The sequence below is a fragment of the Arthrobacter sp. D5-1 genome (assembly GCF_017357425.1).
GTDB lineage: Bacteria > Actinomycetota > Actinomycetes > Actinomycetales > Micrococcaceae > Arthrobacter.
The window spans coordinates 3040426-3054284 of the sequence record NZ_CP014571.1 but is presented as its reverse complement, the minus strand read 5'-3'; the positions used below and the strand labels follow the sequence as shown (position 1 = coordinate 3054284).

Here is a 13859-nt window from a genome sequence, read left to right as displayed (position 1 = left end):
ATCACACTCGCCCTGGGCGTTCTGCACCTTGTCGCAGGCCTTGCACGTCTTGAGCTTGGCCGGGCGGCTCAACATCTGGGCCAGCATCGCGTCTTCCTCTGCCTCGGTCATGGTCTACTCGCCGCCCAGAGTGCGGGGCAGGCGTACCGGCATCAGTAAGTGGCGGTACGTGCTGGGCTTATCGCCCTTGGCGACGACGGGAGAGATGCAAGTCGGCTTGACCATGTTGTGGAAGGAGAAGCGCACCACCTCGGCCTTGATCGCTTTCAATGCCTCCAGCAGGAAGGTGGGGTTGTAGGCGGCAGTATCGGCTGCGTCGATGTTGGTCGTGTCAGCAAGCAGAATCGGCGTGGCTGCCTCGCTCCCTCCTTCGGAGAACGTTGGCGAGAGGGTTACGGAGCCTGGGCCGATCTTCAGCAGCGCAGGTTCATTGAAATCATTCAGCTCCCGAGCGACCAGAACTTGGTCCATCAGGTCCCGACGATTGACGTCCAGCTGCATCCCGCAGTCCAGATCAAATAGGGATCTGATCTTGGGGTAATCGCCAAGCACACCGGTGAGCGTGAACGCGCAATCGCCAGAAGACAGGTGGACGGTCGAACGACCGCCGTCCTTTCCATGGAAGTCAGCCGAAACAAGGACGCCAACAGTAATTTTCTCGCCGTTGAGGTGCTTTGCCAGAGCCTTCCATGTGCCGGCCTGGAGGAGGAACTTAAAGTCCTGCACTTCGCGTGACAGCTTCAACGTCTCGGACGAGAGCCGGTAGCGGTCAGTTGCCTGCACGGTGAGGGACTTGCCGTGGCATTGCACCTCGATCGCCGTCAGGATCGGAAGAGTCTCGTCACGGCTGACAGCTATCGCTGCACGGTCCAATGCCCCTGCCAAGTCCCGGCGATCGATCTCGAACGAGTCCAACTCCCCATGCGCTGGCAAAACCGGGTACTCCGAGATCGGGACGTCGTGAAGACGCGGGATGGTGAAGCCGGCGGCGGTCACCGTGATCATGGGCCTGCCCAGCAGCGTCTTCGCAGCCACCGTCACCGGAATGTCCCGCTTGCGCTCAGTCAGAACCCGGATTGTCCGCAGCAGCCAGGAATGCGGAGCGAGCGCCATGGCATTGTGAAGGGTCCCAACCGCTTCGTGATTCAGCTTGACCACAGCCGACGTCGAGTAGTCATAGCCCGTGATCGTCGCCTTGCCCCTGTGGCACTCCAGCACGACAAAACTGAGGATGGGCACCGGAGGGCGTGACGACACCGCCACGCCAACGGCCGCGAGCTTGCGAAGCCACTCAGTGCCCGTGGCAGTGATCGAGAGATCGGCGAGCGCCGGTTCGGTGGTAGTGGTGGGTCTGGTGGCGGTGGCTGTCATCTTCTGGCCTCTCGTGGTTCGTGAATGTGGTGCTGGGCTTCCTCGGCTTGGAGGGCTGCCCAGGCTGCTTGGAGGTTGTCGCGTGCCAGGTCGAGTTCGTCGTCTGTTTGGCGGAGGCGGCGGGACTTGGTGGTGGTGTCGATGCCGTCAAGGTCGTCGGCGAGGATCTCGGTCAGGAGGTTCTGCCGGCGGATGGTGAGTGCCGCGGTGATCTTGGCGGCTTCGTCGTACCTGCTGCGGTAGATCCTGACTTTCTGGTCTTGCCACCGCTGGTCGGTGCTGGCCCATGCCATCAGCGGGCCATACCGTTCAGGCGTGTGCCGGACTTCCAGTGGGTGCTGATGATGAGCTGCCCGTAGTCGAACGCTTCCCGGGCGGTGTCGTGCCATTGGTTCTCTTTCGGGATCGGGTGGGTGACGTCAGGTTCGTCCCACAGGGTGAGCTTCCATCGGCCGCTTGCACCCGGCCGGACGCCGGCACGCGGGAACCGACGGTCCTGGTTCCCCTCGAACGGCGCCGATGGCCGGTAACCCTCAAGGGCGTCCACGTGGTCGAGGACGTCACGTTTGGCCTTCCACTGAAGTCCCACGGGCGCCGGGTCATCAAGGATCTCCGGACGGAAGCCGCAACCACAGATGGGCTCGTTGTCCGCGTTGCGCTTGAGGAAGTGCCTATGCGTCGTCATCTTCGAGATCCCACCCTTCGTCGTTGTCGGAGGATTCGGCTGTGGCTGCCCTTTCCTTTTCGTCCCAGTAGTCGATGGCCTCCTGCTCGTAGGCCGTGACTTCGTAGCCGAAGATCTCCCGCCGGGTGTCCAGGAACTTCTGCAACGAGGTGCGGTCCCACTCGTATTTGCAGTGCCACGTGCTCGGCTTGTGCAGGCTGTCCTTCATGAGGTGCAGGAAAGCGTGGAGATACGCCAATTGCAGCAGCTTGAGCTTGTCCACTCGCGCGTCAACAGCGGCCACCACATCGGCAGTCATCCCGCCCTCTGCCGTGACGCCTATGCCAAGCACCCGAGTGGCCCGGGCACGGTCGGCGCTGTACCCGGCGAACATCGACTTCCGGAGCGCGAGCACTGCGGGGGCGTCCTCAGGCCGGTCGAAGTGGCCCGCAGCAGCGCTGATCTTCCGCTCCACGTGCTCCAGCCACAAAGCATCCGCCTGCTCCAGGCCAGCTCCGATGTCCTTGAAACGCTTCTTGTCCGCGATCTCCGCTTCAGTCAGCTGCTTCTTCCCGGTCTGCTTGACCTGGTACCACTCCAAGTCGCCCTGAGAGCCGAGGACCGCAACCTGGCCCTCAGCGACGCGCTCACCGGGTGTCTTGTCCCGGTCGTAATCGCGGCTGTACTTGTTGGAGCTGTAGGAGTCATAGCTGCTGATCGTCTTGATTCCCAGGTCCTTGATGAGCTGCTCCGACGCGGCAGTTTTGAACTTCCTGACCTTGGCATTTCGGAGCCTATTCACTGTGAAGCCCCAGTCAGTGGTGCCGGCGTTCTTCGTCAGCTCGGCCGTGGCCTCTTCGTCGTCTGCGAACTCGTCAAAGATCTGTGACTGCTCCAGCGTCATCCGGCCCGCGTCGATAGCCGACTTCGCGGACTCCGGGAGTTTGACCATAGCGGCGCGGGAACGGATGAACGTCTCGGAGCGGTGAATCCGCTTGGCCACCTTCTTGACCGACATGCCCTCACAGTCGAGCATTGCCTGAATTGCCTTCGCCTCATTGATCGGGGTCAGGCCCTCACGGTGGGTGTTCTCCCGCAGCATCGTTTCGAGCTGCTTATCAAGGGAATCCAGATCCGGGCGGAGACGGGCGTACAGCTCGGCCACGTTGCCTAGGCGGGCGGCCTCGGTTCTTCTGTGTCCGGCGATCAGTAGGAACTTGCCTGCGTTCTCGCCCTCGGTGATCGGGAAGACGTGCAAGGCCTCCGTGTTGCCGTTCTCCGCGATGTCGTTGGCCAGCTCGGCCAGCTTCTGCGGATCCCCAAGATCGTCTCTCGGGTTCTGTGGGTGTTCTACAAGATCCGCGACCGGGATCATTCTGAATTCGGGTGTCATGGCTGTCCTTTGCAAGTGGTGGAAAGTGCTTGCTCCGCCAGGGCAAGGGTCAGCGCGGCCTGTAGCCGGCTGATGGCAGCACCGAGTTCGCCATCCTGCAACGCCGAAAGGGCGCGGGTGGTCGTGCGTTCGATGCGGAGAAGGCGCAACGCAGCGTCATCACGGACTACTGGGTTGCCAAGCCACGCTTGTTCGGTGGCTGTTTCCTGCCTCTGGCGGTGGACGTTCTCCTGGTCCTTCTGAGTAAGGACCGGGACAGCGTCCGCTGTCTGCGGTACGTGAGCGGCGCCGGGGCGGGCCCCTGGTGGTCTATCTGTCATCGGCGCCCCCAATCGCCGGTCATCATCTTCTACGCCCGGGCTGCGGCCCTGACTCGAGAACGAAACCGCCGGTGCCGGCCAGCAGGATCAACAGGCCAGCGAGATAGGCGCCGTTGATCGTGGGGCAGGTCATGAGGACCAAGGCGGCGCCGAGAATGACCAAGGGTCCGTAAAGGTAGGCGCGGCGGCGATACCGGCCGACCCGCGCCGTCGGGCGCATCACGCGCCCACCCCCTGGTCACCGTGACCGCGATACTCATGCAGCGAGAAGTTCGCGCGGGGAGTCCCGTCCACGATGATCTGCTTCGCATGAATATCGACAGCGACCTTCTGCGGCACCGGCCACTTAGTACGCGCGTAAGTCGTCAGCTGCGCCGTCAGCTCCGAGTTGTCACGGAAGTGAAGGTTCGCCCGATCCTTATACGGGCGGTGCCCGATGGGCTGAATGACAGCGAAGAGCCGCTTCCTGGTCTTCATCTTCTGCCCCCGCCCCAACGTGCGGCCACGCGTGCATCCAACGCCGCCAGCTGGTCCTTCTGAGAGACGTTCGGATCAAAGATCGACACTGACGCCAGATGCGGGCCGGGCTTCGGCATGGGCGTCCGGCTCGGATCCACCCATTCAAAGGTGGCGATACTCTCATCAGCCTCAGCAGGAGTGGAGGCAGCGGCCGCCGGCACGTCAGGGGATTCGACGGCAGCTGCCGGATCAGAGGACTGCCCCCCGGCAGCCTCATTGGAGGAAGTGGCAACCGCGGTTCGATAGCGTGCCGTTGACACCTCCACGTCAGAAATAAAGTTCCTCGCCTTGGCAATCACGTCAGCGAGCGCGTCCGTGATCTGGGGGAGTGCGTGCTCGATGTTCCCCAGGCGATCAAAGTGCTTGGCGGTCTTGAGTGCCCCAATGAGGTTCTCGGCGTCCTGGATGGCGATCGTCAGGAGCTTGTGCCGGCGGCCCTGCTCGGTAGGAATGATCTTGGAGATGTAGGACTCGGTTTCCATCTGCCGATCGACGGCGTGGAAGTAAGAGTTGCGGGGGAGGAGGTCGGCCCCTTCGTTGCTAGGCATCAGGCCACCTCAGCGGCTACTGCCACGCTGCGGATGGACTGGCCCATAAGGCGGGCTTCAGCCAGTTTCTCCAGCTGCTCCAGTGACGGACCGCCGGGCGTGTAGGCAGCCTCGGCAATCTCACGTGGGCTCATGCTGTTCAGCCGGGCGGTTGCCTCGGCAAGAACGCGGCCAGCGGCGGCGATGTGCGGGCGTGCTTCCGGCGGTAGCTGCCGGAGTCTTCTGATGACCATTTGTTAGACTCTTTCCTGATTCGAGAGCCAGGCTTCTTTTCAGATGAGGCGCCTGGCTCTTGGGTTATCTACGGGCGGTCCAGTGAGTTCTTGGCGGAATAGCACTGGGCCGCCTTCTTTCTGCCCTCAGCGGTTCTCCGCTGAGGAAGTGGGGGTCGGCGCAGCAGCGGGGGAAGATGCTGCTGCGCCGGGGTCTGTAGGACCGGCTTCCAGCAGAGCTTTGGTCTGCTGGAGCAGCTCGATAACAAGGTCAAGATCCTCGACCTCGAACTGGATCACGTCGTGGTCGTATCCGGACTGGACGGAAATGAGCGACGGCGACTCTTCGTTCCAAGCGAGCACTCCAACGCGGTGGCGTTGGGTATAGCTGCCGCGGCCCAATAGATGGTCCGGGCGAGTGACGACGGCTTCCACGGAATGAACCGCTCTGTAGCCGCTCATGCGTGCATCCGGCGCGGGTGAGGGGTCACGTTTCGCGCGCCTGTGCGGTGAGAAGCGTTTCGCGTTCCACCTTCCACATTGGGCGTGGCTGTGTGCTCGTGGTCAATGAAGAGGTCCTCCCAGTCGCAGTCCAGGGCGAATGCGATGCCCATGGCGAATGCTTCGGAGATCGTTTTCATCTTGCCCGTCTCCACCTGCTGTACGGCTGCTTGCGAGCGCCGAGCCAGATGGGCGACGTCGCGTTGCGTGTATCGCTTGGCTAGGCGGCGGCGGCGGATCAACTCCGGGTCCCTGATTTCCATCCAGACCTCCTTCTTGGCTTGTGGTGGGCGGCGGCGGAACGTTGTTGAGTTCATTTCTACTCTCCTCTTTTCAAGATGACAAGTTGATCATGTTCCATATTCCACTACTTGTCAAACTGATAAGCGGTAATTTCCGCGTCTCACCTGCAAAGATGGACTTGTCACTTGTCAGAGTATGGTGTGCCGCCGCTACCAATAGCGAGGCATAGCCGGGAAGAGTTGCCGCCGTGAACATGAACCCAAGCCTCCGCAGCCTTGTGGAGACTGCCGTGGAACGTCATCAGACGTCTGTCCGGCAGCTGAGCATCCTTGCGCAGAAGCAGGGTTACCGGGTTACTCACACGACGCTCAACCAAGTGAGGAGCGGAACCTACAAGTCCGCGCCATCAGAAGTGACCATCAAGGCCATCGCTTGGCTGGCCGGCGTCAGTGAGCAAGTCGCGTTCATGGCCGCGGGACAACCCGTCCCCGGTCCACCGTTTGCCGAGGAATTACCCGCAGGTGTCGACAACCTCCCGCCCAAAGCGCGGAAAGCTGCCATCGACATGCTGCGAGTCCTCGTGGACATGAATCAGGGCCTTGCAGATGCAGAACTCACTAGTGACCAGGAACAGCCAATCGATATCCGTCGTCCCGGCGAGCGCCGTAACGCTCGCGCTGGACAGAAGACGCCCTTGAGTGTTCCTGATGATGGGAACATTCCCTTGCCCGACAACTGGAAAGACCTAGCCGCCTACACTGGCCCGACGAGCCATAAGAACCGCGAGCACGAATGGTCGGAGCGCGGCGAGGGATCTCAAGAAGGGCCTGAGCACTAGATGGACGTTCCTATGATGGAAGCGCTCTTGGCCGGAGGGGCCGGCTTAGCCGTTGCGGACGGCATCCGCTGGCGTCGGAAGGCGGCCTCTTACGAGTTCTCATTGAATGTACGCAACAATATGGGCCGGCGGCTGGTGCTCTTTGGGCAACAATGCGACAAGAAGCTGCATGCAGCCACGTTCGCTTTGCACTGTACGGAAAGTACGGCTGGCAATCTGTTTCGCCTGTGCGTACGCGGTCGGCACACGAATAGGAGAAGCGATGGGGTGCAACATGATGGCACCCACCTGCATCGCTGGACGAGTGAACACCGCGACGAGCAGGCGGTCGCGCCGTTCAACCCCCCGTGGCCTCCAGCTCCGTGGGAGGATGACTCGCAGGCGCCCCTGTCTGACGACCATTTGCGATTGCTCTTCCAACAGTTCTGTCAGATGATGCATGTAACCTGTGACCTTGACGAGATTTGGCGACCAAAACCATCAATTGACATCCCCGAGTTCGTAAAGCTTCCAGACGGAGAGGAGATACCGTGACGGATTGCACGATTCTCAAACCAGCCTTGGATAGCCTGCGGGCGGAGTTCGGATGCTCTCGGATGTTCGACTCCAACACTTTGGTTGTCTCAACAGGTCGTTATTATTCGGATGGCGACCCAGTTGAGGTCTACGTCCGGCCGCAGCCTGACGTAACCCGGCTGGCGGTTAGTGACGGCGGACTAACTCACTCCCGCCGCACTCTCTACGCTGCCGACGACCTTAGTAGTCGAGCCAAGACGCTATGGGATGACATCGTTCAGGATTTTGGTGTGTTGGAATTCTCGGATCGGATATACGCGACCGGCCCGATGGCCTCCGCTGCCGACCTCATTGGTCGCATTGCTGATGTGTGCCTGGCGCTGGACAGCGTTCGCCTGCTTAGTGATGGCTCCCGTCGAACGTTCGCCTCAAAGCTCAGTAGCTGGCTGAAGGATGAGGGAGGCTTTGACATCAAAGCCGAAAGCACTGTTTCTGACCGATTCGGTAACAAGCAGAAATTTACAGCCATCATTGAGACATCCGAGCGGGAAGTCCTTGTTCAGGCTGCCGGAGGTCGGGGTGTACAGGACTTGAAGCGGCCCGCAGAGCACGCGTACTTCGCGTTTACTGGCCTCAGCGAAGATCGCTGGCCTATGGACTCTCGCCTCATTGTGATTGAGCATCTTGTTCCTCGCACTGCGTATCAGCGGAAGGCGGCGCGGGGTTTGCTGGACAGACTTGCTGAAGTTGCTCATGTGGGTTCATTCGAGCAGCAGCTCTCACTGTCGTCCTTCATCAATCGTGGCAGCGATGGTCAGCGGGATCTCGTAACAAACTCGTATGGACAGGTCACTTCAGGTCTTCAATTAGATTGAGTGTCATAGCCAGCTTGTAATGTCCCCAACTGTGTTTCATCCATGGGGGATCCTTAGAGCTCTTACGCATGTTCGCCTCTCGTGGGTGGCCATGCCTGACGGTGCACCCGGAAGAACGGACGGCACCAGCACTATCTGGCTCGACAAATCATTGGACCAAGTAGAACGGCGCTGTGCCCTTACCCACGAGCTGGTCCACTTAGAGCGCCGTCACATCGGCTGCCAGCCCCTCGCGGTTGAATCTGAAGTCTGCGCTGAAACCGCTCGCCGGCTCGTTGCCCTGGATCAGCTCGTCAGAGGGCTCCGCTGGTCACGCTCGTTCGCCGAACTTGCGGACGAGCTATGGGTGACCGAAGACGTGCTCAAAGATCGCTTCAATAATCTCGCACCGGAGGATTGGGCAATTATCCTCGCTGTTGAACTCCAGCAACTCTGAAACAGACCAACCCTCCATTCCAGAAAGCACGAGCAATGAACGTAAGTCGGGCACACCTCAAATCTGTACCTACAACGCACTCTCGGGCTGTCGCCTACATCCGCGTGTCCAAAGAGCGTGACGGGATGATCAGCCCCGAGCTGCAAATGGCCTCTATCGAACAGCACTGCGAGCGCAGCGGTTACGAGATCGTGGAAACGATCACTGATTTGGATATGACCGGGCGGTTTTGGAAGCGCCGGCAAGTGGAGCGAGCCATTGGCATGATCGAGGCCGGCGCAGCTGACGTGCTAGTGGTCTGGAAGATTAGTCGTGTGTCCAGGAATCGCAAAGACTGGGCCATAGCTGTTGATCGAGTCGAGGGCATCGGCGGTCGCATGGAGTCCGCCACGGAGCCTATGGACACCACGACATCGTCGGGCAGGTTCGCCAGGGGCATGCTCGCCGAGCTGGCCGCGTTCGAGTCGGAACGTATGGGGGAGCAGTGGAAGGAGTCCCACGCCCGACGGGTGAAGGCCGGCATTCCCGCGAACGGCAAACCCCGCTTCGGGTATCAGTACTCCAAAGAGGATGGCTTCAGCCCGGATCCCGTCACTGGGCCGGTCTTGGCGGACCTATACCGGCGATACCTCTCCGGACAATCCGTCTACTCACTCGTGAAATGGCTCAATGACGGACCCACACGGCCCGTCTCTGGCTACGGCGTCTCCAGCGACGGCCTTTGGTCCGATCGGACTGTCAGAAGGATCATGGATCAAGGTTTTGGCGCAGGGTACATCACCCACCATGGTGAGCGAATACCAGGTGCCCATGAACCACTGATCACTGAGGAAGAATGGAACGAGTACCAGGCGCGGCGGGAAACCCGGCGGGTCCATCGCCGAAGCGAACGTTCCCAGTACCTCTTCTCGGGAATGATCAGGTGCACCTGCGGAGCGACCATGCACGCCGGACTGTACGGCAGCAGCAAGAGTCCCAAGTACAAATGTGGGGCGGTCGGCAACAAGCGGAAGCACACGGGCGGCTATGTCATGACCAGCACTGTTGAAACTGACGTGCTTGTATGGCTCGAAGGAGTGGCTGCCAACGTCGAAGCTGAAGCCGATCTTGCCTCCCGGGCCCAGGAGCAAGAAGCCAAAGCCATCGACGCTGTCGAGCACTTCAAGAAGCAATTGGTTAAGCTGGGCACGCGCCTTGACCAACTCACCAACAAGATGCTGGACGGCACTATCCCGGAGGAAACTTACCGTCGCCTGAGGGATAAGATGCTGGTCCAGCGTGACGCCCTTGAGATTTCGATTAGGGAATCCCGAGTCGTGGCCTCCCGGCCGCCAGCATCATTGATCCCAGATCTCTTGGAGAACTGGGAAATCATTCCCATCGACGCGAAACGGGATCTACTGTCCCGCCTCATCACCCACATTGAAGTTGCGCCGGGACGTCCACGAGCCCACGTGACAGTGCATCCGCGATGGTGAGTCGCAGCTCTTCGCGGTTCAGATCACAGGAGACTTCGGCCTAGCCGGTTCATTTCGGCTTTGAGTACCATCTCGACCATCCCTTTGAACGTCCACATCCATTGGTCCATACCCGAATCGGAAGAGGTTGTTGCGAGAGCGCGCTGGTACCACCCTTTTCTCTGCTGCACGGCGTCATCGGCAACGAACTTCCCGTAGTGAGCGGTAGCGTTCCGGCGCGCATACCACTTCGTTACCGCATCGTGCAGGTCCGTCGCCGGGGATGTAACGCTTGGCTCATTAATTGCGACGGGTGTGCGAAATATGTTGTTCGCGATGAGTTCGTAAACACGTGGAGCTGCTGCGGAGGTCGTTCCATTTCGTGGATCTTGAGACCACGGTGATCCGTCTAAACGTGTCACCGGTTGTCCTTCCGGCACCCTATTAAGGGCAAGGGTCTCAAGCACCGACCACAAGCGAAAATATTGGGAGTCGACTGACGTCTCCGCGAGCGCTTCCTCGTAGAGGTCGACGCAGAGCTTGAGTAGTGGGTCGTGTTTTAGCGCCAAGTGCTCGACAAGTAGACCCTCCTGAGACTCGCCAGAGAACGGGCCGCCGAATAGGTTACCGCCATATCCACCTCCGCCAAATGAGAACTTCGTTTCAACGGCTTTGTCATTTTCGAGCTTCTGTAAAATCGCCACGCCTGGCTTACCTGCTGCACCGCGCATAAGCGCCAAGAGAGCCAATGTCTCGTCTCTAGCGATCGTGCTGAGCGCAATGGCCTCTTTGAGGTCGGTCGCATAGACCTTGTCGCAAACTATTACGGCAGCCGGGTGGTTGTTGGCATAATGCTGTGACCAATCTGGCTGCTTTACGTGTGCGTTCCATTTCAGCTGCATGGCGACTTTCGTGGCAAGTTCTCCGGCGTCAAGGCCTTGTGGTCGGAAGGGGAGCCCTATGATTTGTATGCCTGGCAACGCAAGCGGCGTCGTGATGAGTAGGTCCTCAATTATGAAGGCGGCTCTGTATATCGCTTTGGCTTGTCCTGTCGGATCACCCAAGTGAGTCCGATAGCGTTCTCTCTGCTTTTTGAAGATTGACGTAAATCTCTCATGGACGGCATCAACCGTCTCACCGAGAGCGTCACTTGGGTTGCAAATGCTGTACGTGACAACTGGCAGAGCCAGCCTGGCCTCGGGTGTGACCACCGCCGACACGAAAACGGCCGACTCCCAGGCCGTTTCAGATGCTTCTACGGTCGCCTCCCAGACGCCAAAACTGTTTTGGGTCAGACCAAGCTGCATCCAGAACGACTTCTCATATTCGTTGTAGTAGTCAAGTTGTACTTGCGGTTCGCTTATGTTAGCGGCCATGAAAAACTGCCCATAGGCGGCCACGAAAGTGCCCACTGACGGCCAGTAAAACTGCCCGATGGTGGCCATGAGATCTGCCCACTTCCTTACTGAACCGACCGCGTCTTAAGCGGTGGGAGCCTCTCCCTGGGGTTTGATGACGGTGTCTAAGCGCACCAAGCGAACCAGGAAGAGGCCCTGTATGAAGTCTGACGGAGAAATCATGGAAATTCTTGCTGCCTACGACCTGACCGGATCGTTGCGCGCCACTGCGGAGCTCACGGGCTGCTCGCACCACACTGTTGCCAAACACGTGACCGCCCGGGACGCAGGCCGGCCGATCGGGGAACCGACGGCACGGGGCCGGGTCACCGACCCGTTCCTGCCCAAGATCGAAGAATGGGTGGAAGCCTCCAAGGGCCGGATCCGCGCTGACAAGGCCCACGAGAAGCTCCTCGCTCTGGGCTATGCGGGTTCGGAGCGCTCCACCCGCCGGGCGATTGCGCAGGTCAAGGACGCGTGGCGGCTGGGCCACACCCGCGTCCATCGGCCGTGGATCACTGAACCTGGGATGTGGTTGCAGTACGACTTCGGCGACGGGCCACGGATCGGCGGGGTGAAGACGATCCTGTTCGTGGCGTGGCTGGCGTTCTCACGCTTCCGCATCGTGATCCCGCTCAAGGACAGGACGGCGCCGAGCGTGTTCGCGGCCCTGGACCGGTGCTTCCGGATCCTCGGCGGAGCACCGACCTATGTCCTCACGGACAACGAGAAGACCGTGACCACCTCCCACGTTGCCGGGGTCCCGGTGCGGAACCAGCAGACCCTGGACTTCGCCCGGCACTACGGGGTGACCGTGCTGACCTGCCAGCCCGCGGACCCGGCCACCAAAGGCGGGGTGGAAGCGTCCGTGAAGCTCGCCAAGGCCGACCTCGTGCCCAAAGACACCAACCTCCGCGACGAATACGCCACCTTCGCCGAGCTCGAGGCCGCCTGCACGGCGTTCATGGACGAGGTCAATCACCGTGAGCACCGGACGACGCGGCGCAAACCCGCAGCCATGCTCGCCGAGGAAGCCCCGCGGCTGCACCGTATCCCGGACACCGCCCACACGGTCGCCTTCGGACTCGCCCGCATGGTTCCGGAGAACACCCCAATGGTCACCTTCGAAAACGCCCAGTACTCCGTCCCGGCCCACCTGCTCGGAGCCCGGGTGTTCGTCCGCACCCACGGGACCGGGCCCGGCGAGCAGGTCATCATCGTCCACCACGGCACTGCAGGGCCCGTCGAAGTCGCCCGCCATGATCGGGCCCGGCCCGGCAGTCCCGCCATCAACGACGAACACTTCCCGGGAACCCGGACCAGGGTCCCCGGCGATTACGAGGTCAGGGCCCGCAGCGCGGACGAGGCAGCGTTCCTGGCCATCGGCGAAGGCGCCAGGACCTGGCTGATGGAGGCCGCCGCGGCCGGGACCGCACGGATCAACGTGAAAATGGCAGAAGCCGTCACGCTGGCCAAAATCGCCGGCACCGACCAGGTCGACCGGGCCCTGGGCGACGCCGCACTACATGGCCGGTTCGCGCACCAGGACCTCGCCTCGATCCTGAACGCCAACATCCGCCGCACGACCACCCACGCGGCCAACGAAGCCACCTCCCTGACTCAGGGAACCGGCGCGTGGGCCGCGATCGGCAACCCGACCCTGAACACCACAACCAACACCACGACCAAAATCACGCCGGAGGAGGCCCGATGAGCCCCGTCACCACAGCCAACACCGCCGCTCCGCCGTTGCCGGCGGACCTGGAAGCCCTTATGCGGTCCCTGAAAATGCCCCACGCCCGTGCACTGGCACCGGACCTGATCGCGACCGCCCGCGCCCAGCGGTGGGAACCAACCGAGGTCATCAAAGCACTCTTCACCGAGGAAGCCGCCGGTCGGGCCCGGTCCATGCTCGCTTCCCGCCGCAAAGCAGCAGGCTTCCCGACCGGGAAGACCTTCGAGGCGTGGGACCCTGCAGCGTCCTCCATCCCTGCCCCGACCCAGCAGGCCCTCCGGACCCTGGAATGGATCACCCGCAGGGAAAACCTCGTCGTCTGCGGGCCCTCCGGGACCGGGAAGACGTTCTTCCTCGAAGCCCTCGGCCAGCAGGCCGTTGAAGCCGGAATGCGGGTCGCCTGGTTCAGGCTCGAAGACCTCGGCGTCCTGATCCGCGCCCACCGAACCGACGACAGCGTCACCCGGGCCGTGGCCAGGATTCTCCGCGCGGAGCTCGTGGTCATTGACGATATTGGCCTGTTGCCGGTGGCCACGGACGCCGCCGAAGGTCTCTACCGGGTCGTGGACGCAGCCTACGAAAAACGGTCCATCGCGATCAGCTCCAACCTCCACCCCGCCGGATTCGACGAGCTCATGCCCAAAACCCTCGCAACCGCCACCGTTGACCGGCTGCTGCACCACGCCCACGTCTGTCAGACCAGCGGCGATTCCGTCCGCCTCACCCAGGCCCTCGCCGGGAAAGGAGTAACCCGACTGAACTGATCAACCCCACGATGGCCAATCCCGCCGAACCAATCAGTGGGCAGATCTGTTGGCCATCACCGGGCAGTTT

The 13859-nt window shown here is 61.2% G+C and carries 19 protein-coding genes; 6 read left to right on the top strand and 13 right to left on the bottom strand.

Going from position 1 to position 13859, the window contains the following annotated elements:
- Positions 1 to 114: 114 nt before the first annotated feature.
- From AYX22_RS13985 to AYX22_RS13935, 11 genes are all read right to left on the bottom strand, one after another.
- Positions 115 to 1371 (bottom strand): DNA polymerase III subunit beta, encoded by a 1257-nt coding sequence (locus AYX22_RS13985; protein ID WP_207593963.1) that lies wholly within the window; start codon positions 1369 to 1371, stop codon positions 115 to 117.
- Positions 1368 to 1664 (bottom strand): hypothetical protein, encoded by a 297-nt coding sequence (locus AYX22_RS13980; RefSeq protein WP_207593962.1) that lies wholly within the window; start codon positions 1662 to 1664, stop codon positions 1368 to 1370. The genes AYX22_RS13985 and AYX22_RS13980 overlap by 4 nt, the downstream gene beginning before the upstream one ends.
- Positions 1664 to 2056 carry a hypothetical protein gene (locus tag AYX22_RS13975; protein ID WP_207593961.1) on the bottom strand — a complete coding sequence of 131 codons (393 nt, stop codon included), beginning with the start codon at positions 2054 to 2056 and terminating at the stop codon, positions 1664 to 1666. Before AYX22_RS13975 ends, AYX22_RS13980 begins: the two co-directional genes overlap by 1 nt.
- Entirely contained in the window at positions 2043 to 3428 is a 1386-nt protein-coding gene (locus AYX22_RS13970; RefSeq protein WP_207593960.1) for a ParB/RepB/Spo0J family partition protein, read from the bottom strand. Before AYX22_RS13970 ends, AYX22_RS13975 begins: the two co-directional genes overlap by 14 nt.
- Positions 3425 to 3748, bottom strand: a complete 324-nt coding sequence (locus AYX22_RS13965; RefSeq protein WP_207593959.1) for a hypothetical protein — start codon at positions 3746 to 3748, stop codon at positions 3425 to 3427. The genes AYX22_RS13970 and AYX22_RS13965 overlap by 4 nt, the downstream gene beginning before the upstream one ends.
- A 22-nt stretch (positions 3749 to 3770) precedes the next feature.
- Positions 3771 to 3971, bottom strand: coding sequence for a hypothetical protein (locus AYX22_RS13960; RefSeq protein WP_207593958.1), 201 nt, complete (start codon positions 3969 to 3971; stop codon positions 3771 to 3773).
- The gene (locus AYX22_RS13955; RefSeq protein WP_207593957.1) at positions 3968 to 4225 is read right to left on the bottom strand and encodes a hypothetical protein; all 258 of its coding nucleotides are present in this window, start codon (positions 4223 to 4225) and stop codon (positions 3968 to 3970) included. Before AYX22_RS13955 ends, AYX22_RS13960 begins: the two co-directional genes overlap by 4 nt.
- Positions 4222 to 4815, bottom strand: coding sequence for a hypothetical protein (locus AYX22_RS13950; RefSeq protein ID WP_207593956.1), 594 nt, complete (start codon positions 4813 to 4815; stop codon positions 4222 to 4224). Before AYX22_RS13950 ends, AYX22_RS13955 begins: the two co-directional genes overlap by 4 nt.
- On the bottom strand, positions 4815 to 5048 hold the full coding sequence (locus AYX22_RS13945) for a hypothetical protein (RefSeq protein ID WP_207593955.1): 234 nt from the start codon (positions 5046 to 5048) through the stop codon (positions 4815 to 4817). The genes AYX22_RS13950 and AYX22_RS13945 overlap by 1 nt, the downstream gene beginning before the upstream one ends.
- A gap of 126 nt (positions 5049 to 5174) precedes the next feature.
- Positions 5175 to 5489: a hypothetical protein gene (locus AYX22_RS13940; RefSeq protein WP_207593954.1), complete on the bottom strand. Its 315-nt coding sequence runs from the start codon at positions 5487 to 5489 to the stop codon at positions 5175 to 5177.
- Positions 5486 to 5845, bottom strand: coding sequence for a helix-turn-helix domain-containing protein (locus tag AYX22_RS13935; RefSeq protein ID WP_207593953.1), 360 nt, complete (start codon positions 5843 to 5845; stop codon positions 5486 to 5488). The genes AYX22_RS13940 and AYX22_RS13935 overlap by 4 nt, the downstream gene beginning before the upstream one ends.
- A 173-nt stretch (positions 5846 to 6018) precedes the next feature.
- Between AYX22_RS13935 and AYX22_RS13930 the strand changes: the two genes are divergently transcribed.
- Positions 6019 to 6609, top strand: a complete 591-nt coding sequence (locus AYX22_RS13930; protein WP_207593952.1) for a hypothetical protein — start codon at positions 6019 to 6021, stop codon at positions 6607 to 6609.
- 99 nt (positions 6610 to 6708) lie between these two features.
- Here AYX22_RS13930 and AYX22_RS13925 read toward each other — a convergent pair whose 3' ends face one another.
- On the bottom strand, positions 6709 to 7050 hold the full coding sequence (locus tag AYX22_RS13925) for a hypothetical protein (protein WP_207593951.1): 342 nt from the start codon (positions 7048 to 7050) through the stop codon (positions 6709 to 6711).
- A gap of 89 nt (positions 7051 to 7139) precedes the next feature.
- Between AYX22_RS13925 and AYX22_RS13920 the strand changes: the two genes are divergently transcribed.
- From AYX22_RS13920 to AYX22_RS13910, 3 genes are all read left to right on the top strand, one after another.
- Positions 7140 to 8000, top strand: a complete 861-nt coding sequence (locus AYX22_RS13920) for a hypothetical protein (protein ID WP_207593950.1) — start codon at positions 7140 to 7142, stop codon at positions 7998 to 8000.
- A gap of 91 nt (positions 8001 to 8091) precedes the next feature.
- Positions 8092 to 8436 carry a hypothetical protein gene (locus tag AYX22_RS13915; protein WP_242703636.1) on the top strand — a complete coding sequence of 115 codons (345 nt, stop codon included), beginning with the start codon at positions 8092 to 8094 and terminating at the stop codon, positions 8434 to 8436.
- 125 nt (positions 8437 to 8561) lie between these two features.
- Positions 8562 to 9914, top strand: a complete 1353-nt coding sequence (locus AYX22_RS13910) for a recombinase family protein (RefSeq protein ID WP_207593948.1) — start codon at positions 8562 to 8564, stop codon at positions 9912 to 9914.
- A gap of 23 nt (positions 9915 to 9937) precedes the next feature.
- On the opposite strand, the gene AYX22_RS13905 is transcribed toward AYX22_RS13910, so the two are convergent.
- Complete coding sequence (locus AYX22_RS13905) at positions 9938 to 11338, bottom strand: hypothetical protein (protein ID WP_207593947.1); 1401 nt, start codon at positions 11336 to 11338, stop codon at positions 9938 to 9940.
- 112 nt (positions 11339 to 11450) lie between these two features.
- Between AYX22_RS13905 and istA the strand changes: the two genes are divergently transcribed.
- Positions 11451 to 13004, top strand: coding sequence for an IS21 family transposase (istA, locus tag AYX22_RS13900; protein WP_071416161.1), 1554 nt, complete (start codon positions 11451 to 11453; stop codon positions 13002 to 13004).
- On the top strand, positions 13001 to 13789 hold the full coding sequence (istB, locus tag AYX22_RS13895; RefSeq protein ID WP_071416162.1) for an IS21-like element helper ATPase IstB: 789 nt from the start codon (positions 13001 to 13003) through the stop codon (positions 13787 to 13789). Before istA ends, istB begins: the two co-directional genes overlap by 4 nt.
- The last annotated feature ends 70 nt before the right edge of the window (positions 13790 to 13859 follow it).